This window comes from Pseudomonas sp. JAI111, from assembly GCF_024809425.1.
Lineage (GTDB): Bacteria > Pseudomonadota > Gammaproteobacteria > Pseudomonadales > Pseudomonadaceae > Aquipseudomonas.
The window spans coordinates 214,336-235,156 of the sequence record NZ_JANUCB010000001.1 but is presented as its reverse complement, the minus strand read 5'-3'; the positions used below and the strand labels follow the sequence as shown (position 1 = coordinate 235,156).

Below are 20,821 nucleotides of genomic sequence, written 5' to 3'. Positions count from 1 at the left end.
GAGTCTGGCCTATGGAGGCGACGCTGATTCAGCGGCGGCGTAAGCTGGAAAAGACATCATCGACTCCGTCGGCGGGTGCGCGTAGGTTGAGGACAACACGGCGCTGAGTCGATCGCCCAACAGGTTCCAGGCGCGTTTCTTCTCTTCGGCATAATCGTGATGCAGGTAGTGGCGCCTCACCCGAGAGCCAGCCAGCACATGGTTTTGGCAGCGATCGATGACGTCCAAACTAACGCCTAAGGCTTGCATCATGGTCGCGCCCGTGCGGCGCAGATCATGCGGCGTCCAGTCACCGTTTTGGCCGTTGGCAAGGACCAGGGTGTCGTCATGACGCCGTCTGGAGAGAGCCTTACGGTTTTTGAACCGAGCCTGACGATCGCCCACCTGCTTACTCACCACCTTCACATCAACATGGTGATCATCCTGCTTGTTCGGAAAGCACCACTGAGAGTCTCCCGTGAGGCTCTTGAGTTCCTGAAAAAAATGCAGGGCGAATGGGGAGAGGAAGACATGGTGGTCCTGTTTCTTGCCGCGAGTGCCTTTGACGTTTTCGCTCGGAATGAACCAGGTCTGCCGGTCCAGATCGACATTCTTCCATTCGGCCTGGAGCAATTCACCAATTCGGCACAGCGTGCCCAGACTGATCCAGAGCGCGAGCTGCGTTTCCTTCTTTAGCGGTCGAATGCCGTCGTATTTTTGGCCCGCGGGGAAGGCGTCGTAATCGGCAGTCATTTGCTGGAAGCGGTTGTGTAGTTCCAACAGCTCCGCCGGTGAGAGGATGCGGCTTCTTTCCGCTTCGTAGTCGGCCGGGATCAAGGGGGAGATGTCGACCAACTCAGTTGGATCACCCTCGACTAATAATGCCCGCCAGGGTTGGCGCTTTCTGGCCCAACTGAACATCTGAGTGAGGTCGGCGAAGAAACTGATGGCTTGCCGGTGAGCGCCGCGGTTGACCACGTTGCGGATCAGCGCCCGAACATCGTGTTCTGAAACATTATTCACCGCTGTCTTGCCAAGCGCTGGTAAAAGGTCCTTGTTAAAGCGTCGTTGCAACTCGGCATTGCCGTCTTTACGCGCCACGCCATCCAACAGCCAAGCCTTGGCCAGATCCTGGACGGTCAGCGTTTGCACCTTCGTCGTTTTTACTTGTTCGGCCTCTACGTTAGCCACGGCGTATGCCTGTGCCTTGGCGGTTTTCTTTTGCTCGTTGGGATTGATCTGCTCATCAATGAGCGCCCTGGCCTGGTTACGGGCCTTGCGGATGTCCGTCAGGGATTTGCGCGGCCAGGTTCCGCAGGCGTACTCTTTGTTCTGGTCGCCCCAGCGATAACGATAGAAGAAGCTGACCGATACACCGTCCTTGCGGACTGAGATTCGACCGGTCAGATTGCCATCCTCCCTGAGGATGCGGCCGGCATCATCGGCGGTCAGCGACTCGAGTTCTTTGATGGTGATTTTGGCCATAAAACGTGTTCCCCCTACTTTTCCCCCTACAAAAACGTCGGCTCTTGATGGACGTTACTGGACTCTCGTAGAGCAGAACACCGCTGGAGCTCAAGTAAATACTAGCTTAGAAAAATCCAGAGTAAAATTTTGGAGTCTTTCAAGAAGTATGAAAAAGGAGATGGGGTGCTAGGGGTCGAGTGTTCGAGTCACTCCGTCCCGACCATATAATTCAAGGGGTTGCGAGATTTTATCTCGCGACCCCTTTTTATTTTTGGTCGTTTTTACCCCTACAAAACGACTGGCTCTCGGTGGAATCTCCCCCGGTGACCGTAGTGTCTCCTTCAACTTCATAAAAGTATTTGTGGCCGATTGTTCTCAGCACGACGATAAGTTTCATCTTCACCCCAGAAACGAGCGGCTCCGCTAAACCTAGGCAGCACTTGGGACTTTGTCCGCTTGATGTCGCGAGGTAGCACGTGCGCTGCACTTTTGATCGCTTGGCTCTGATCTCGATTACTCCACGTAAAACCCTTCGTAATTGCTACCGGATTTCGTCCGGACTTAGAATTTTTGAAGGGGCTGGATTGCCCAGGAACTAAATATTGGGCTCAGCGTATTGGAATTGAGGTAACGTAAATCTGCACCTATCCAAAAAATTCAAAGCCCCGAAGGTTCGCGGCTTCGGGGCTTCTATTTTCGCCTCTATCCCTTAATGTCTGGCGAACGTGGCTGCGAGAATACCAGCGACGTGTCAATAATTCCTTACTGCGATAGGCGGATGGTATTTATGCGGCAGAAAGTCGAGAGGGGCGAATGGTCGGTTTTTTCTCAAAAACGGCTCGGAAAACCTAATCTTTATAAAGGTGAATGAAGTACGTCCGGCTATCAGAGGCGCTAATCATGATTTCCGTTCTTGAATTACGCCCCATCATTGAGTGTGGCCTCCTGCCATTTGCGTGTACCTGTTCGGTGAATCCTGATGGCTCGCTGATGATCAAGGTATGTAAGCCTTACTCAGATCGCGGCGAGCTGTTGGTTACCGGCGTATCTACGGAAAACCTGACATCGAGTCATGCGATCGCAAGCTTGATCGGAGAACTTCAGAACGAAATGAGTTCAAGGAAAACGGCTTTTCATTGAGTTAGATTTTGCAAACGGGGTCGCCTGGCTGTAGAAGCGAGGTTGCCGCAATCACCAAGTCGTCCAGAGACCAAGGTTTGTGAAGGTAAATGGTGGAGAGCGGCATAGCCGCTGGATCAAGCAAGTATTCAGACGTAAGAATCGCCGAGATGGAGGGCCATTTCCTGTCACCATTTCGATGAACTCTGTGCCCTGGATCTGTCCAGGAACAGCATGATCAACGATTAAAAGTCTGCATTGATTATGGGTCGGCAAAGGTAGCCAAGGCATCGTCAGTGCTTTAGAACGCTATGGATTCAGCACCTACCTCAGCCAAGATATCTTCCATCACCGCGCGCAGAGGGGGGGCATCTTCTATAACGATGATTTCTCCTTGAATCGGCAAGATCCCTTCCCAATTTACGGTCACTCATCAATCCTCAAGCGGAAAAACCGCCACGCGACCAGACTCTGATCCTGAGTGTATTCTCAGTCTCAAGCTCTGCCGCTCCGAAAGCGTTTGGCCTATCAGGAAACCCCAGCAGCCAGAGCAATGAGATATGCGAAGGCCGCCTTAGGCCGATAGGTACCAACTTTTTGGATTACCGTGGTTTTAAATATGGATTTTCGGAAAGTAGACAGTGAACGTCGTACCTTCCTCGGCGCCTGAGCTGACCGAAACATCTCCGCCATGTGACCTGGCGATTTCCCTCACGATAAACAACCCAAGTCCTACGCTACGCGTGTCGCTATCGGTCTCCGTGCCACGGGACATAGGCTCGAACAAAGTGGCCATCAGCGACTCTGGGATAACCTCACCCTGGTTACGCACCGACACTACGGCTTGATCTTCTTCGAGTCGTGAAGTGATCAAAATCGGCTGTTTCAAATCACCATAAGCCACGCTGTTGGCCACCAGATTTCCAATAATCTGCTGCGCCCGATCCGCATCAAGATAAGCGCCACCTGATCCACTGTACTGATGCAGCAACGTGACGTTAGGAAACGCAATGCGCAGTTCATCGACGCTCAGGCTGACGAATGCGTGCAGGTCCACCGGTGCGGGCGTGATCGCAATGCCGCGTCCGACTCTGACCAAGGCGAAGTCCAGCAGGTCGGCAATCATCCGTTCGGCGCGGTTCGCCGACTGGCTGATATGGCCTAGCATTTTGACTTCCTTGGCGGTGTGTTTGCCTCGGGCGAGGATGTCTGAGGCCATTTTGATCGCGGTCAGCGGGGTTTTCAGGTCGTGGCTGACGATGGCGACCATTTGTTCGGCGAACGAGGCGCGACGTTTGGCTTTTTCATAGGCATTGTTCAGTTCGTTTTGGGCATGCTGGAGCGAGGTTTCGGCGGTGGTTTTCTCTCGCAACAAGTCTTCGGCGATTTTTCGGGCACTGAGCAGTTCGCGCTCGTACTTGTCGCGGTCGGTGGTGCCGAACAGTGCCAGCTCATAAAAGGCGCCACTGGCGTGCTCGCGCCTTACACCGTTAAGCAGCATGGTGACGGAGTGTTTGTCTTGGTGAACCAGATCAAGTTTCACCTCTGCCACTGAGCCTTGCATTCGCATCAGCGGCGCCCAGTGGGTTTGATGAAAAATGCGCCCGCCCATGGTCAGCAGGTCCTGAAAGCGCCGGCCGATCAACGCCTGGGAATCGAAGCCGATCCAGTTGCTGAAAGTCAGGTTGGCGCGCAGGATTGTGCCGTCCTCTTTTGTCACTACCAGGCCGCACGGTGCACCTTCAAATAGCATCTGCGGGTCGGGCAGTGGCGGTTCATCAGTAGACATGAGCGCCCCCCCACGGCGCCAGGAAGCTGTCCATGGCTTTGGAACAGGCACTCGGGGCGCTCATGTGCGGGCAATGACCGACGTTGGTCACCAGGCAGAGCGTGCTGTTGGGGAGTACGGTGTGCAGGTATTCACCCACGGCGACGGGCGCGATGAGGTCGTCGGTGGATTGCAGGATCAAGGTCGGCGTGTCCAGCCCGACGACGTCATTGCGGTTGTCCGACATGAACGTTACCCGCGCGAATTGCTTAGCGATCTCGGGTTCGGTGCGGCAGAAACTGTTAGTCAGTTCTTCGCCCAGCGCCGGTTGACCGGGCGCTCCCATGATCACGGGCGCCATCGTGCTGGACCAGCCGAGGTAGTTTCTGTCGAGGGTGTCGAGCAGGGAGTGTATGTCTTCGAGTCTGAATCCGCCCACGTAGTCGTCGGAGTCGATGTAGCAGGGCGAGGGACCAATCATCACGTGAGCGGCGATTCTTCCGGGGGACTGGCTGTCTGCCAAAGCACCGATCATGGCGCTGACGGAATGGCCGACCAGAATCACCGGGCCAGTGGCGAACTGATCGATGATCTCATTCAGGTCTTGGGCGTACCCGGCCAGCGAGTTGTATTTTATTTTGTCATACGCACCGAGATCGGACTGACCCGCACCGACCAGATCATACAACACGACTTTGAAACGCCCCGTGAAGTGGTCTACGACATAGCGCCACATGGTTTGATCGCAGCCGAAGCCGTGTGAGAAGACCAGCGTTGCCGGCCCGTCGCCCATCACGCGTGTGTTGTTGCGATATTGAAGGTCCATGCGTGTTATCCCGAGCGTGCCGAAGGTGTTTTTGGCGTCTCAGGCAGTGTAGATAGTGAGGGGGTTGCGGTCACGTAGAATAGCCGGATGGGCATCGATAAAAGGCAGTGCCAGGCACTGTCATGTCCTTCGGTCTCTCTTTTACGGTGTCGCGTATTTGGGGGAGTTGGCGTCTAGATCGAGCCGGGCGGATGATTATGCCAATCTGTTGCGTCGACCGGTTGAATCCACAGCCGATTACGGTCAGTCGCAACGGGCAGCAAATGACCTGTTGCTGAGGTATACAACACAGTATCAAAGTAGAGGCTTAACAGGTCGGAGCATAAATTTTTTGGCTCAACACACTGGTTTTGTCGTGCCGAATGCATTGATCCGAATCGGAGGAACACCTACTGGGGGCATGCTGGATTGGTTTGAGCGCTGCCTAAGTCGGGGAGAACTTGAACAAGCTTGTCACTAGCGTCGATTTAATGCCTGTATTGCTGGCTTTATTCAGGTGCGGTGTTATCGCGTGAGTAAGGTCCCTTGGCTGACTGTTTATGCCACGCGTCCAATTCTAAGAGCCATTTTCCACGGCTACACTCCAGCCCATGAAACGCTATCTGCGGTTTTGCATGGTTTTCATGATTAGCCTGGCGCTTCCCCTCAGCGGGATGGCGGGCGTTCAGGCACCGGCAGAACCGTGCCCAACGAAGGCGATGGGCATGGCGCTGCCGTACGGCAGGCTCTAGGCTTTATCGCATTAGATGCCGTTATTTACTGTGAACCCAGATGCCCGTGGCTTGGTAGGACTGGATCCGACACTGCCATTCGACAATGGGCGGTCTTCACGGATAGTTTCCCTTCGGTGCCGAATCGGGGTTGACCGATCCGAGTCGGTACGTTCCGAGAGGCATGGCTGATCGGGCTTTACATGATGAGGTAGCTTTTTGGTAGAAACAGGAGAGGGCGCATAGTCGTGCGGATCATTTTTGAGGTCGTACAGTCAAGCCAGAAACGGCGGACTCGCGAATGACTAAAAGCACCCATGACCGGTTGGCGCAGATTGAAAGCTCACCCGGCAGCCTTTAATTGGGTCAGTTTACGGTCCGCGGCAACAATGTAAGTGGGCACTCTCACTTGGCTCGCTTGCCTGGCATTGAACCGAATTGGTCACCTGAGCGGTTGGTGTTGATTGAGGCCTTAAACATTAGGGGTCGGTAGTCGTATCGTGGACTGGCTTAACAGGCGACCACCTTCCTGATCGGCGAATATTTCACCGGAACCGACACCAACCCGATTTTCACCGTGACCGATGGCCTGATCTGGCTGCGCCAGAGCGTTCAGCGCAACTCCATGGTGCGTAAGATGGAAATCATGACGATGCGCGGTCAGCCGACGCTGCCCGGGAAGATATGTTTGCGCAACTCACAGCTCACCTAACTGCGGGGAGGAGGGAAAGTAGCTCTGGGTTCAAGCCTATAGAGCTTTGGATAGTGGTTTTTGAGTTTGCCCTATTCGGCCTCTGGTAGCAGGAGCCTGGTGTGTAATTGCAGACTTCCCTAAACATGACATTCCACCTGCCCAGTCATTTGCATCAGATTTGATCACCACACTTCGCGGACACGGGGGCAGAGAACGGCCGGTTTCATCCCTTCGCGACGGGCAGTAGTAGACCAATAATTACCATTTATGACAGCAACATCTCGCGATTTGAACAAATAGGCGCTTGGTATTTGATAATAATGATGAATAAGCCCCTAAAAAATCACTAACGCACATGCACGTCTAACATCTATAGACACACATCAGAATTTCTTGAGCCATGTCTAGGTTATGCTCAGATGAAAACGTCCCTCACGATTTTTATCGCGCTTTTGCTGCTGGCGCCGATTTACGCTTGGTCGCAGCTCTCTAGCAGCCCAATTCCAAACTTTACGGCGACTGTGCTGACAGGCGAAAAAGTCAGTTCCGCCCAGTTGATCGGCCAGCCGACGATACTGATAGTTACGCCAAGCACAGAGGCTGCAACGGACACCCGCCTATGGGCCGAGGCGCTGCGTAAAAATGTTAACCAGAGAGAGGTACGCATCATTGACGTGCTTGCGATCGACCTTCCGTTTTTCATGAGCGAGGAAGATGCCATTGGTCGGGCCAAAGAGAAAATCCCGGCGCGCTATCAGGACCAAACCTGGATTTTGAGTAAGTCAAACCTCGAGACCGCTTTGAACATCCCAAGTAGTAGCGCCAAAGCATTCGTATTTGTTCTGAACGCTCAAGGGAACATTCTTGCCCGCGTCGAGGGCAAGCCGGACAATGCCAAGCTCATGGATATAAAACAGGCTCTTCGCTCGATCAAGTAGGAAGAACTTTGTGGGATGCAGCATCACTCATTTGAGGTTGGCGAATTGGAGAGACGCTTTTGAAAACGTTGCTACTGAAGTACTGGTATCGTCTTCGGTCGAGTTTCTGGTTCGTACCAGCAACCATGGCATGCTTGGCCGTAGTTTTGGCTTTCTCCTGCGTCGCGCTCGACAAAACCGTTACTGACGGTTGGTTGCTGCTGGTTGGCTGGAGCTATTCAGGTGGGGCGGAGGGTGCAAGCCTGGTGCTGAGCACGGTTGCGGGCTCGATGATAGCCATAGCCGGCACTGTGTTCTCGATGACATTGGTGGCGCTGTCGCTTGCTTCGTCCCAGTTGGGTCCTCGTTTGATGCGCAATTTCATGCGCGACACCGCTAACCAAGTGGTGCTTGGCACCTTTGTTGCGACGTTTGTGTACTGTCTGCTCGTTCTGCGAACCATCCGTCGTGCCGACGAAGTGGCATTCGTACCTCATCTCTCCGTCAGCATAGGTGTTCTGCTGGCGATTATCAGTGTCGGGGTGTTGATCTATTTCATCCACCACATATCGGTCTCGATCCAGGCAGATCAGGTCGTGGCACGAGTCGGTCGCGAACTCGACGGCGGGATCGACAGTTTATTTCCCGGCGACTTTGGCAGCCCTGGATCCGCAGCCTTAAGATCCTTAAACGAAGCCACCCTGCCAGCGATGTTCGTGCGCGATGCATCTGTGGTGAACGCCCTTGAGGACGGTTATCTCCAACTGATCGATGCTGACGTCCTGATGGCGTTGGCCACCAAAGAAGATCTATTAATTCGGCTTGAGCGCCGGCCAGGGCATTACCTCATCAAAGGCCGGGCGATGCTAATGGTCTGGCCATCTGAGCGTGTTACCGAAACCTTGGCGGCTAAACTGAACGCCGCCTTTGTACTGGGTAATCAGCGAACTGCTGCACAGGATGTGGAGTTTTCCTTCCAGCAGTTGGTCGAGATTGCGTTGAGAGCGCTGTCCCCGGGCATCAATGACCCTTTCACAGCTGTCGCCTGCGTGGATCGCCTAGGGTCCGCCCTCTGTCGATTGGCCCGACGGGACATCCCGTCCCCCCTACGATTTGACAGCGAAGAGCGACTGCGGGTGATCGCGCCAGGATCCACGTTTACAGGCATCGTGGACACAGCGTTCAACCAGATCAGGCAAAGCGGGCGCTCGAACCCGGCGGTGGCTATCCGCATGCTCGATGCCATCGCCCAGATTGCTAACCATGTACATTGTTCGCAAGACGCGGACTGTCTCCAGCGTCACGTCAACATGATCGTCAAAGGGGCGCGAGAAGCAGTGCCGGATCCGGAGGACGTGAGCGCCGTCGAGACGCGTTATACAGCAACAACACTACGGTTGCGTGCGGTTCGGTGCTGACAAAACGATGCGTCTTGTCGTCAGATAGATCAGATGTGTTTCGAGTTTATGTTTCATTCCAGCGATGTCAGACCAACGGTTCAAATAACATGTTGCGATCGATGGCGACCAATTTGGTAGAACGCGAATCCATCCTGTTTTAATGAGCTGAGCATTCGATCAGCGTTCTGCTACATCGCAGGGAATCACCTTCTTTACCAATTTTCCAACCGATATACCCTGTACCAGAATAGAAAAAACCACTACCTGGTACGTCAGGGCCACCACAACATCGCGAGCTTCGCCTCGCGGCAGCGACAATGCCAGTGCCACTGATATTCCGCCGCGCAGCCCTCCCCAGGTCATTACACTCCAGGCGCCTTTGGGAAGCCTGAAGCGTCGACCTAAGACTGCAATCGGAGCCCCGACCGTCAGCAATCGAGACAGTAGAGTCAACGCTATGACCATCATGCCCGTATTGAGCAGTGGACTGGAAAACTGAATCAGAACCACCTCCAAGCCGATGAGCACAAACAACACGGCGTTCAGAATTTCATCGATCAACTCCCAAAACATGTCGAGATTTTTTTCGGTCTGTTCGGACATCGCGTGGGATCGCCCTTGATTACCTATGATCAGTCCCATTACCACCATCGCCAGCGGTCCGGAAACATGCAGGCGCGTCGCCAAGGCATAACCGCCGAGTACAGCAGCCAAGGTAATGAGGACTTCTTCCTGATAGCTGTCGATACTCTTGAGTAGGCGATAGGTGATGTACCCGAAGACGGCGCCTAAAAGGATGCCTCCCCCCGCTTCCGTCAATAAGAGTTGCGATGCGTTGCTGATCGACGGCACGTCCCCGCTTGCGATGATCGCCAGAATTAGTGAAAACAGCACGACGCTGACACCGTCATTGAACAAAGACTCCCCCGAAATCACTAGTTCAACACTATTTGGTGCGCCCGCTGACTTTAGAATGCCCATTACGGCAATTGGATCTGTAGGCGAGATCAACGCCCCAAACACCAGACAATAGGAAAGCGGCAACTCTAGGCTGGTCAGGGATAACAATCCCCAGAGCCCGAAGCCTATGAGCAGTGTCGATAAAGTGGTTCCGACCACTGCTAAGGATGCAATCTGCCATTTGTAAGCACGCAGCTCAGTCAAGTCGATGTGCAGCGCACCAGCAAATAGCAGCAGCGACAACATGCCTTGCATTAGCAACTCGGAAAAATCGATGGACTCAACTAGCGATTGCTCCAAAGTGTGTAACGCGTGGAAACCCAGCGAGTCGGATGCCATGTTTAATAATGACAGACTCAAGGCAATAGCCATTACCCCGATGGCGGAGGGTAGACCGACATAGCGGCGATTGAGATAGGCGAGCACTGCGGTGATACAGAAGAAAGCCGCAATAGTGTCCAGCATGGCCGGAAGTCTCCATTTGGAAGGGCAATTGTTTCGTTGAAAAGAAATTGCCAGCGAACAGACAGATCCTCTTGCGAAGGTAGCGTAGGCACGCAGCGTATTTCCACGTCGTTTTTAGCCTGACAGCCTGTGCTTTCATCGCCAATTCATCGATCAGGATGATTTTCTTTGTGAGATGCAAACACCACCGCTACGGCCTAAGCGTGAAGCCAATGACGCGGTGGTTAGCCGCTCACCTCGGTAATGACAACTACTTTGCGGTGAACGGTGACAACGTTGGCACTTTTCAGACAGGGCTGTTCTGCCGAGGATCACAATTCATCGATTACGAGTAACCCTCCACAAGGTGTTCGAAAGGTCGTCGGCGATGATGAGTGCACCGCGGGGGTCTACGGTTACGCCTACTGGCCGTCCGCGAGTCTTCCCGTCGGCATCACGAAAGCCCGTAGCGAAGTCAACCGGCTCACCATGAGGGTACCCGTTGCTGAACGGTACGAAGACTACTTTGTAACCCACCGGATTATCCCGATTCCAGCTCCCGTGTTCGCCAATGAATACACCTTCCGCGTAATTGTCCCCCATAGCAGGTACGGAAAAGTCTACGCCAAGCGCAGCAGCATGGGAGCCGAGGCTGTAATCAGGTTTGACGGCAGCAGCAACCATTTTGGGCTTCTGTGGTTGCACGCGAGTATCGACATTCTGACCCCAATAGCTGTAGGGCCAGCCGTAAAATGCGCCCTCGCGAACAGAGGTCAAGTAATCCGGTACCAGATCCGGGCCCAGTTCATCGCGCTCATTAACCACCGCCCATAACTGGCCGTTTTGCGGGTGAATGGCTAACGCCGTCGGATTACGAAGGCCGGTCGCATAAGGCTTGTGAGCACCCGTCTCGACGTCCACTTGCCAAACCCTCGCCCGGTCGAGCTCAACCTCCATCCCGCGCTCGGTAATATTGCTATTCGAACCGATGCCCACATAGAGAAAACGCCCATCGGCGCTGACGGTCAACGACTTGGTCCAGTGGTGGTTTATCTCGGAGGGAAGGTCAGTGACCTTGGTCGGAAGGCCGCTGGCTTTGGTCTGACCCTCTTCATAATCGAAGCGAACCAATTCGTCTTGATTTGCCACGTACAATTTGGCATTGGCCAAAGCCAGACCGTACGGCGCGTTGAGGTTTTCGGCGAATACAGTCCTCGTCTCGTAGACACCGTCACCGTCAGCATCTCGCAGCAGGGTCAAACGGTTGCCACCTTTGACCTTGGTGTTGCCTTGCGCCTTGATATAACCGGCGATCACATCCTTCGGTTTGAGTTCCGCGGCATTCCCGCCACGGCCTTCTGCGACGAGAATATCGCCATTGGGCAGCACGAGCGTCTGACGAGGGATTTTCAGGTCGACTGCGATCGCCCTCACGCTGTAACCCTGAGGCACAGTCGGCTTTTGATCGCCCCACATGACCGGTTCTGCAATCTTCATGTTGGGTAAGAGACCGCGCTGGGGAACAGGCATTTTGGGGTTAGGACCAAACGCCTGTGCGCCATCCCTTCCGTCACCGCAACCGCTTAACAATAACACCATGCTTAACGCCGTAACTTTAATCGAGTGTGTCATTGCCCATCTCCTCGACGTTCGCTTGTGAGTCCAAGCCATGCAGTAGAGCAAATCAACAGCGTGGTTAGTACTGAAAGAATGAGGCCCGATGGCATGGCGGCGAACGCGTCCTTGGCATGTTCGAAGGCGTTGACTAGTCCTGGCACCCAAGTAACCACTAGTAAGACGAAGTACATCAAGGGGCGCCCAACTTTGCGGTCAGCCCGGATCAGATTGGCGAGTGCGAACAACAGGGCGAGCCCGCAGAACACCAGCCCCCCAGCGATAAGCCAGGAAGAGAAGTTGCTCCACTGGATCTGGTACGTCTGAAAGTAGGCGATATCACTCAGCAAAGCGCCGAGAAACAGCGGGACGGTTCCGGCAAGCAATATCGAGTGCAGCGGGCTTGGCGGACTCCGATTGTTGGGATTGGCGGTAATGGTCACGGCGGCTCCGTATTATATTGCTGGGGCATATGCTGCGTGCGTATGAACTGGCCCATCAGGGCCGCGCAGAGTGCGCATAGGTTGGGATCAATTCGCCGGGAACATAGTTCACCGTATTTTCTCATCTAAATAGGCGCTTACGGCGCCACTTGCATCGTCCTCAGCACACAAACTAGTAGCTGCCCTGTGTGTGCGGCAGCGAACAGACGCTTGTGGCGTGCGGCCAGACAGTGCCTGAACCAGACCCATTGCCAGAACCGGTTAGCGTAGAAATCAATGTCGGTCTATGATCGTCGAGAAGACACAGTGTTCGTGCGGAGCCATCCAGCGGGAGCATCAAAATGCAAATTGGTATGACGAACCTTGGTCGTATGGGTGCCAGCATGGTCACCCGCTTGTTGCGCGGCTGCCACAGATGAACTCCGACGTTACCGATTCGCACGCGCAATCCGCCGACGCATTGGTCGTCTTTGGCGCCACCGGCAACCTGGCTTATAAGAAGATCTTTTCTGCGCTGTATGCAATGGCCCAAAACGGTGCGCTGAAGGTGCCGGTTATCGGAGTGGCCTCGTCAAAGTGGAGTGTCGAGCAATGGCGTACGCGAGCCCGTGAAAGCATCAAGCACATTGGCGGCGAAGTCGATCCGCATATGCTGGGTAACCTCCTGACTGCGCTGCAATACGACAGCGGAAACTACAAGGACGCTACCACCTTCGATGCGCTGCGACTCATCCTGCACGGCGCGCATGCCCAGCGTTCTACCTCGCGATCCCACCTGCACTGTTCCCCACGATCATCCGCGGCCTCAAGGCCGCCGGCCTGGCCGAAGGCGGGCGAGTCATCGTCGAAAAGCCGTTCGGCCGTGATTTGGCCTCGGCACGCGAACTCAACCAGGTCGCACTGGACGCCTTCTCCGAAGACGCCATCTTCCGCGTTGATCACTTCCTGGGCAAAGAAGCGATCATGAGCATTGTGTACTTTCGCTTCGCCAATTCCTTTCTTGAACCGATCTGGAATCGTAAACACATCGCGAGCGTGCAGATTACGCTGGCCGAGCAGTTCGGCGTTGAGGGACGCGGGGTATTCTACGAAAGCGCGGGCTGCCTTCGCGACATGATGCAAAACCACCAGTTCCAGATCGTCGCGCTACTGGCGATGGAACCGCCAGCGAGCCGCCATTTCGAAGCGGTGCACCGCCACAAAGCTGATGTCTTCGCTGCGATGCGGCCGCTGAGCGGTGATGACATCTTTCGCGGGCAAAACCTGGGCTATCGCGTCGAGCCGCAGGTCGCGAACGACTCCGATGTCGAAACCTTCTGCGTGCTGCGCCTGCATATCGATTCCTGGCGCGGGATCGGCCTGCCCTGGTGCTCGTGCTCAGGCAAGTGCCTGCCGACCAGCGCCTGTGAAGTGGTGGTACGCTTCAAGACGCCGCAGGATCTTTTTGGCCACGCGGCGGTGAGCGGGGGTGTCGACTATTTGCGCTTTCATTTGTCACCGCACTCGACGATCGCACTCGCCACCCGCGTCAGTCGGGCTGGCGAGAAATTCGTCGACGAGCAGCGCGAGTTCTTGCTGTTCGAAGAGGAGCCCGGCGAGCAATCTCCCTATGAACCTCTGCTGACTGACGCGATGGACCGTGACGGCACGCTATTTGCGCGTGAAGACGCCATCGAAACCGCGTGGACCGTGGTCGAAACCGTGCTCGTTGAGACCCCCGGTCCAGGTGTAAACCGCGGGCTCATGGGGACCGCCCGCCGCGGACCATTTCATGGCCGCCGATGGCGGCTGGCGCAATGCCGAAACGGGGAGCTGAATTGTGCCCCTGCCCATTGAAGACTATGCCTTGATCGGTGACGGCCACACCGCTGCACTGGTGGGCCGCGATGGTTCAATCGATTGGCTGTGCTTGCCCCGCTTCGATTCAGGCGCCTGCTTTGCCGCCCTGTTGGGTGGTCCAGAGCACGGGCGCTGGGCGATCGCACCACGCGGTGAAGTGACCGCGGTGAGTCGCCGCTATCGAGAAGGCACCCTGATCCTGGAAACAGACTTCGAGACCGCGTTGGGTACCGTGCGCGTGATCGACTGCATGCCGCTGTCAAACGAACGTTGGGACGTGTTACGCATCGTCGTGGGCCTGCGGGGTTGCGTGGCCATGAGCATGGAGCTCGTCATCCGTTTCGACTACGGCTCCATAGTCCCCTGGGTGTGCCGGCGCGACGGCACGCTGTTCGCGACCGCCGGGCCGGACACGCTCGAGTTGCACACACCGGTGCACGCGCGCGGCGAGCAGATGACCTCGCGGGCCGACTTTGAGATCGGCGCCGGTGAACGTGTGCCTTTCATACTCAACTACCGGCCGTCGCATGAGCCGGCGCAGCAGGCCATCGACGCCGAATGCACGCTGGCGCAGACCGAGTGTCACTGGCATGACTGGTCCCGACGCTGCCGCTTCGAGTGCCATTGGCAGGACGCGGTGCTGCGCTCCCTGCTGACGCTGAAAGCGCTCATCTATCAGCCCACAGGCGGCATCGTTGCAGCGCCAACCACCTCGCTGCCGGAGCACCCTGGCGGTGTGCGCAACTGGGACTACCGCTATTGCTGGCTGCGCGACGCGACCTTCACGCTGAACGCCTTGCTGCTCGCCGGCTACACCGAAGAGGCGGAGGCCTGGTGCGGCTGGCTTCTGCGTGCCGTGGCAGGCAGCCCGGCCGACATGCAGATTCTGTACAGCGTGACCGGCGAACGCCGGCTCGAAGAGACCGAAATCGCGTGGCTGCCTGGCTATCTGCAGGCCGCGCCGGTGCGCATCGGCAATGCAGCGGCCGAACAGTTCCAGCTCGACGTCTATGGTGAGGTGATGGACACCCTGCACCTGGCGCGCGCGGCGGGGCAGGTGCCACAGCCGCATGCTTGGGGCATCCAGTGTGCCTTGCTGGACTTCCTTGACAAGCATTGGCAAGAGCCGGATGAAGGCATTTGGGAAGTCCGTGGGCCGCGACGGCACTTCACCCACTCCAAGGTGATGGCCTGGGTCGCCTTCGACCGCGGGATCAAGGCTGTCGAACGCTATGGCCTGGAAGGCCCGGTCGAGGCCTGGCGTCGCACCCGCGATCAGATCCACGCGCAGGTCTGCGAAGCAGGCTTGGATGTGAAGCGCCAATGCTTCGTTCAGTACTATGGCAGCAAGGCGCTCGACGCCAGCCTGCTGCTGATCCCCTTGGTAGGCTTTCTGCCGCCGGACGATCCCCGTGTTCGGGCTACGATCACCGCGATCGAACGCGAACTGATCGTCGACGGCCTGGTACTGCGCTACCCGGTCGAGACCGCGACGTCTGTCGACGGCCTGCCGCCGGGCGAAGGAGTCTTTCTGCCCTGCAGCTTTTGGTTGGCCGATTGCCTTGCCGTGAGTGGCCGTCGCGCTGAGGCCGAAGCGCTGTTCGAGCGTCTACTCGCTTTGCGTAACGACGTCGGCCTGCTGGCGGAGGAGTTCGATCCCCGCAGTGGACACATGCAGGGTAACTTCCCGCAGGCCCTCAGCCACATGGCGTTGGTCAACACCGCACGGCTGCTTTCGCTGGCGCCGGATCAGATCGATGAATCGAGCCGCAAAGGCGAGCGACCGGTCACCGTTAAGGGGCGGCCATGAACACTCCGCGAAAGGCAGCGCAACCGAAGATCCTGGTCATCGACGTCGGCGGTTCACACGTCAAATGTCTGCTCAGTAGACGACTCGGCGCAAGTTCAAATCCGGGCCTTGGCTCACACCCAAGCAGATGGTTGACGGGGTGCTGGAGATGGCCGCCGACAGGTGCTTCGAGGTGATATCAATCGGTTACCCCGGCGTCGTCAATCAGGGCGCCCCGGCGCGAGAGCCCCATCATCTGGCGCCAGGTTGGATCGGCTTCGACTTCGAGGCGGCGTTTGGCCGACCGGTGCGCATCGCCAACGACGCGGCAATGCAGGCCCTCGGCAGCTATCGGGGCGGCAAGATGCTGTTCCTGGGCCTGGGCACCGGCCTGGGGTCCGCGCTGATCGTCGACGGGCAAATCGTGGTGATGGAACTCGGCCACCTACGGCGCAGCAAGCGGCACGATTACGAAGACCTGCTCGGCAAACGCGGCTACAAGCGCCTGGGCAAGAAGAAGTGGCGGCGCAAGGTGCACGCCGTCGTCGAGGGCTTCAGCGCGGCACTTTTGCCCGACGAGATCGTCATCGGCGGCGGACAGGCCGACCTCCTTAAAACACTTCCACCGCGCAGCCGGCTGGGCAACAACGCGGCAGCCTTTTTCGGCGGCTTTCGCCTGTGGGACGAGTCGCTGCTGGTCAAGTCACCGAACACCTACAAGGACCTTCCATGAACGCGACCTCGGCATTGCATCAACTCGGCCAACATTGTTTATGAGATGCAGCCCTTGATCGATGCCCTGCGTGACGTAGTGATCGGGCAGCAGGTCGTGCACGCGGTTGAAACACCCGTGCAAATGCTCGCTCCGGGCTCGAAGAAAACCCACCGTTCTTATGTTTGGGCTTACGCCACCAGCCAGTTCTGCGAAACAGCCGCTGTCGTCTACGACTTCAGCATTAGTCGCGCCGGTGAGCATGCTCGCAACTTCCTGCAGGGCTGGAAAAGTAAGTTGGTCTGCGACGATTTTGGTGGTTACAAGGCCAGCTTCGAACTCGGCGTGACCGAGATCGGTTGCATGGCCCATGCCCGGCGAAAATTCGTCGAACTGCCCGCTACTAACAAGAGCCAGATCATCGAGCAGGCCCTGCTCTACATCCAGTTGCTGTACGAAAATCGAGAGCGAAGTGCTTGATCTGGAGTCGGATTCACGGTGCCGAATACGGTAAGAAAAAGCCGTACCGGTGATAGATAGGCCGCATGCCTGGATGATCGCCCAACGTGATCTTGTGCCCGGAGGTTCGGCTATCAGCAGAGCTCTCGATTACAGACTTAAACGCTGGGCAGCGCTGTGCGCTACCTCGATGACGGGGCCGTACCATTGATAATAATTGGGCGGGGAACCATAGGCTCTTGCACGTGAAAACTGGCTCTATGCAGGGGCTCTACGCAGCGGAAAACGGGCTCTGGCGATAATGAGCTTGATCTATTCTACGCGGCTGAACGGTCGTGATCCTTATGCTTATTTGCAGGACGTTCTTACGCGCCTGCCGACACAACGGGCGAGTGAAATTGATCAGTGGCTGCCGCATCGGTGGCAGCCGATCTAATCACGCAAGACGTGATGCCCGGACGCATATCACGAATCTAACCGCTTCATCCGGTTTAGCCAGACCATGCATGTCCGAAAACTCACTGACCAAAGAGGGAGGGTTGCTAACTCCCGTCCGTCCTGACGCAGTCGTATACATGTCCCCCACGATAGTGGTTCCGTATTAGACCGGTGCCGAGGTCAGTTTCGCATCGGCGCTCCCAGGCAGCGGCCTTAGCTACCCAATGCAGGCCTTATGGCGCTGTCTCGGGGCCGCGCAAGTTGAACTAGTCCATTGATTTGACGCGTCAGTTGGTGGGGAGCTGCATATGATTAAGTCTGTAGGTTACATGGAGGTTTGTCTGCGCAGCGGATCGTATGCTCCCGATCCCCGATCCCTGTTTTTTCTCGGATTGAGCTGGCTATGGTCTATCGTTGAGGTGAGGGGCCAATCTACATATACCTGATTTCTCCGATGGCATAGAGGTATGCATCGTCGACTGCCAATCTTGAGCGATAGTCCTATGCGCAGAATAGTTCGCTACCTTTTTACCAGCCTGCTTGGGGTCGGGTTGAGTTTTACCATTCCTGTCGTTCAGGCAGTCAGTTCCAGTCTGCCGTTGCAACCTGTAGCCAGCATCGATCTGCCTCGATTCATGGGTACCTGGTACGAGATCGCCCGCACCCCCAACCGGTTTCAGAAAAGGTGCGCCGGTTTCACCCGCACCGATTTCCATCTACAGGTCGACGGTACGGTGCAAGCGGTCAACCGGTGTCGATTGCGCAATGGCCAATTGCATTTTGCGCTCGCCATTGGTCGGCAAGTGGGTGCTCCGAACTCTCCCAGGCTCAAGGTGCGTTTCGCACCAGCTTGGATGTCGTTCGTCCCGGCAGTGTGGGGGGACTACTGGATTATTGATCTTGACGAACAATATCAATTGGTCGCCGTCAGCGAGCCGACACGCAAATACTTGTGGATTTTGTCGCGAACAACTCTGGTAGAGCCGCAGGCTTACGCGGCACTACTGGAACGACTGAAAGACAAAGGCTTCATCGTGGAACAACTGCTGATGACACAGCAATAGCGTAAGCGTCCAGTCCTTGACGACTTAAATTCCAACGAAGGGTGTCTTTCGCCTCCGACACATACCACTTCCCCATGTGCCCTTCAAAACCACGGTCACTTGCAGGGCTTTGCACAAGTGCTGGCAGTAAAGGGCCAGGTCAGTTCGATTAGTGGCTGATGAGCGTTTCGATGGCATCCGGCTTGTCGTGAACACCGAATCGATCCACGAGTGTGGAGGTTGCCCGGCTCATACCGATAACATCGACCTGAACACCCTCACGACGAAGCTTAAGAACTACCTTATCCAACGCAGCGACTGCCGTAATGTCCCAGAAATGGGCGTCGCGAAGATCAATCGTGAGTGTCTCAAGTTTTTCATTGAGGTCGAAGGCGTTGGTGAATCGATCTGCTGAACCGAAGAATACCTGCCCGACCACGTAGTACGTGCGATGGCTATGTTCAGGATCATGTTTCGAGGCAATGTTCAGGTAATGGGCAATTTTGTTAGCGAAGAACATGGCAGCTAGCAATGTACCCGCTACGACGCCATATGCAAGATTGTGGGTAGCGACGACCACGACCACCGTCACGACCATCACAATATTCGTGGAGAGCGGGTACTCTTTGAGGCTGCGGATGGAACCCCAACTGAAGGTACTGATCGATACCATGATCATCACGGCGACTAGGGCGGCCATCGGAATACGGGCTAGCCAATCACCCAGGAAGATCATCATAATCAGTAACAGTACACCTGCGCTCAGCGTCGACAGGCGAGTTCGGCCACCAGACTTCACGTTGATCATCGACTGACCGATCATTGCACAGCCCCCCATACCACCGATGAGACCGCTCGCGATGTTGGCGATGCCCTGACCTTTGCACTCCCGACTCTTATCGCTGGACGTATCGGTCAGGTCATCGACGATGGTCGCAGTCATCATCGACTCCAGCAAACCCACCACCGCCATCGCAGCGGAGTACGGGAGCACGATAAGTAGAGTATTCAGGTTTAGCGGTACGTCAGGCCACATGAAGATCGGCAAGCTATCAGGCAGTGAACCCATATCCCCAACGGTACGGATATGAAGCCCCATATAAACCGAAATCGCGGTGAGCACCAAGATGCAAACCAGTGGCGAAGGGAGCAGCTTGCCCACCATCGGCAACCGTGGAAACAGATAGATGATTGCCAATCCCCCGGCAGTCATCGCGTAGACGGGCCAGGTGACGCCAGTGAGTTCTGGCAGCTGTGCCATGAAAATGAGGATCGCAAGCGCGTTGACGAACCCGGTCACAACCGAGCGTGAAACGAAGCGCATCAACTCCCCTAAGCGAAGGTAACTAGCGATGATCTGCAATGCGCCACAGAGTAGCGTGGCGGCCAACAAATATTGAAGGCCATGATCCTTGACCAGATTCACCATCAATAACGCCATGGCGCCTGTGGCTGCCGAGATCATCGCGGGGCGACCGCCAACGAAGGCGATAACGGTACAGATACAGAAGGAGGCATAGAGGCCAACCTTGGGGTCAACTTCGGCAATGATGGAGAACGCGATGGCTTCAGGAATGAGGGCCAGTGCAACGACGAGACCAGCGAGGACATCCGCCCGGACATTTGATAGCCAAGCGGCTTTGATCTTTGCAAGCATTGAATTTACCCATAGCAGGCACGGCATGACGCGCAGCGTCGAGCGCTGAGCCATGCAGGTGCGTCTGTATTCAGTTGAGTTTTGGGTTAGCCACGGCCAAAAATTGAGCGCAGCAAAGTGAGTCCGCAGCTAGGAGGCGGTCAGAGTGGAGCGAGGGGGCGTTGCGCTATGGCGGCGTAGGCAGCCAGTTGGTACGGAGCAAGGTATTTCCTTCGAGGTGTCGTAAATAGACGACGGAATGATAACCGGCTGCGGCGTGCTCGTACAACCGCAGGCGACAGGAGCGCGTTGTGCGCAACACGGGAACTCATCGGAGTAAGGCGAGCATCAGGATTTTATTCACTTAAACGGAGTACTCGTTGTGCGGTAGCAACTGGGAAATCTCACTCGCACGCTGCGTCGGCAGACGTGTGAGAACATTCTTGAAGTAAGCATACGGATCATTCCCGTTGAGGGCGTTGTAATCGGCGGTCATTTGTTGGAAACGGTTATGCAGTTCCAGCAGCTCTATGGCCGAAAGGATCCGGCTTCGTTCTGCCTCGT

Annotated in this window: 14 protein-coding genes and 4 pseudogenes; 10 read left to right on the top strand and 8 right to left on the bottom strand. The window is 56.0% G+C overall.

Annotation, left to right across the window (positions count from 1 at the left end):
• Positions 1–9 precede the first annotated feature (9 nt).
• Positions 10–1,464, bottom strand: a complete 1,455-nt coding sequence (locus HNR03_RS01105; protein WP_259150184.1) for a site-specific integrase — start codon at positions 1,462–1,464, stop codon at positions 10–12.
• Positions 1,465–2,346: 882 nt separating this feature from the next.
• Between HNR03_RS01105 and HNR03_RS01100 the strand changes: the two genes are divergently transcribed.
• Entirely contained in the window at positions 2,347–2,586 is a 240-nt protein-coding gene (locus HNR03_RS01100) for a DUF1652 domain-containing protein (RefSeq protein WP_259150182.1), read from the top strand.
• 592 nt (positions 2,587–3,178) lie between these two features.
• On the opposite strand, the gene HNR03_RS01095 is transcribed toward HNR03_RS01100, so the two are convergent.
• The gene (locus tag HNR03_RS01095; RefSeq protein WP_259150179.1) at positions 3,179–4,354 is read right to left on the bottom strand and encodes a PAS domain-containing sensor histidine kinase; all 1,176 of its coding nucleotides are present in this window, start codon (positions 4,352–4,354) and stop codon (positions 3,179–3,181) included.
• The gene (locus tag HNR03_RS01090; RefSeq protein WP_259150177.1) at positions 4,344–5,159 is read right to left on the bottom strand and encodes an alpha/beta fold hydrolase; all 816 of its coding nucleotides are present in this window, start codon (positions 5,157–5,159) and stop codon (positions 4,344–4,346) included. Before HNR03_RS01090 ends, HNR03_RS01095 begins: the two co-directional genes overlap by 11 nt.
• A 1,224-nt stretch (positions 5,160–6,383) precedes the next feature.
• Between HNR03_RS01090 and HNR03_RS01085 the strand changes: the two are divergent.
• The 3 genes and pseudogenes from HNR03_RS01085 to HNR03_RS01075 all read left to right on the top strand — a co-directional run.
• Positions 6,384–6,548: pseudogene (locus HNR03_RS01085) on the top strand (protein kinase); the annotation flags it as partial.
• 434 nt (positions 6,549–6,982) lie between these two features.
• The gene (locus tag HNR03_RS01080; RefSeq protein ID WP_259150175.1) at positions 6,983–7,501 is read left to right on the top strand and encodes a peroxiredoxin; all 519 of its coding nucleotides are present in this window, start codon (positions 6,983–6,985) and stop codon (positions 7,499–7,501) included.
• Positions 7,502–7,560: 59 nt separating this feature from the next.
• Positions 7,561–8,898: a DUF2254 domain-containing protein gene (locus HNR03_RS01075; RefSeq protein WP_259150172.1), complete on the top strand. Its 1,338-nt coding sequence runs from the start codon at positions 7,561–7,563 to the stop codon at positions 8,896–8,898.
• A gap of 159 nt (positions 8,899–9,057) precedes the next feature.
• Here the strand turns inward: HNR03_RS01075 and HNR03_RS01070 are convergent, their stop codons facing one another.
• The 3 genes from HNR03_RS01070 to HNR03_RS01060 form a co-directional block, all read right to left on the bottom strand.
• On the bottom strand, positions 9,058–10,305 hold the full coding sequence (locus HNR03_RS01070; protein ID WP_259150170.1) for a sodium:proton antiporter: 1,248 nt from the start codon (positions 10,303–10,305) through the stop codon (positions 9,058–9,060).
• Positions 10,306–10,623: 318 nt separating this feature from the next.
• Positions 10,624–11,916, bottom strand: a complete 1,293-nt coding sequence (locus HNR03_RS01065; protein WP_259150168.1) for a sorbosone dehydrogenase family protein — start codon at positions 11,914–11,916, stop codon at positions 10,624–10,626.
• The gene (locus HNR03_RS01060) at positions 11,913–12,341 is read right to left on the bottom strand and encodes a DUF2231 domain-containing protein (protein ID WP_259150167.1); all 429 of its coding nucleotides are present in this window, start codon (positions 12,339–12,341) and stop codon (positions 11,913–11,915) included. Before HNR03_RS01060 ends, HNR03_RS01065 begins: the two co-directional genes overlap by 4 nt.
• A gap of 286 nt (positions 12,342–12,627) precedes the next feature.
• On the opposite strand from HNR03_RS01060, the pseudogene HNR03_RS01055 reads away from it, so the two are divergent.
• The 6 genes and pseudogenes from HNR03_RS01055 to HNR03_RS01030 all read left to right on the top strand — a co-directional run.
• A pseudogene (locus HNR03_RS01055) lies at positions 12,628–13,244 on the top strand (hypothetical protein); the annotation flags it as partial.
• Between the two features lie 60 nt (positions 13,245–13,304).
• Positions 13,305–14,177: a hypothetical protein gene (locus HNR03_RS01050; RefSeq protein ID WP_259150163.1), complete on the top strand. Its 873-nt coding sequence runs from the start codon at positions 13,305–13,307 to the stop codon at positions 14,175–14,177.
• A complete protein-coding gene (locus HNR03_RS01045) occupies positions 14,161–15,990 on the top strand; it encodes a glycoside hydrolase family 15 protein (protein ID WP_259150161.1) in 1,830 nt (609 codons plus the stop codon). Before HNR03_RS01050 ends, HNR03_RS01045 begins: the two co-directional genes overlap by 17 nt.
• Before the next feature lie 127 nt (positions 15,991–16,117).
• On the top strand, positions 16,118–16,702 hold the full coding sequence (locus HNR03_RS01040; protein ID WP_259150160.1) for an ROK family protein: 585 nt from the start codon (positions 16,118–16,120) through the stop codon (positions 16,700–16,702).
• A 42-nt stretch (positions 16,703–16,744) separates the two neighbouring features.
• Positions 16,745–17,576, top strand: a pseudogene (gene tnpC, locus HNR03_RS01035) (IS66 family transposase); the annotation flags it as partial.
• Positions 17,577–18,045: 469 nt separating this feature from the next.
• Positions 18,046–18,642, top strand: coding sequence for a lipocalin family protein (locus HNR03_RS01030; RefSeq protein ID WP_259150159.1), 597 nt, complete (start codon positions 18,046–18,048; stop codon positions 18,640–18,642).
• A gap of 148 nt (positions 18,643–18,790) precedes the next feature.
• On the opposite strand, the gene HNR03_RS01025 is transcribed toward HNR03_RS01030, so the two are convergent.
• Together HNR03_RS01025 and HNR03_RS01020 are read right to left on the bottom strand one after the other, a co-directional pair.
• The gene (locus HNR03_RS01025; protein ID WP_259152061.1) at positions 18,791–20,278 is read right to left on the bottom strand and encodes a SulP family inorganic anion transporter; all 1,488 of its coding nucleotides are present in this window, start codon (positions 20,276–20,278) and stop codon (positions 18,791–18,793) included.
• A 343-nt stretch (positions 20,279–20,621) separates the two neighbouring features.
• Positions 20,622–20,732 (bottom strand): annotated as a pseudogene (locus HNR03_RS01020) (transposase domain-containing protein); the annotation flags it as partial.
• Positions 20,733–20,821: the final 89 nt, after the last annotated feature.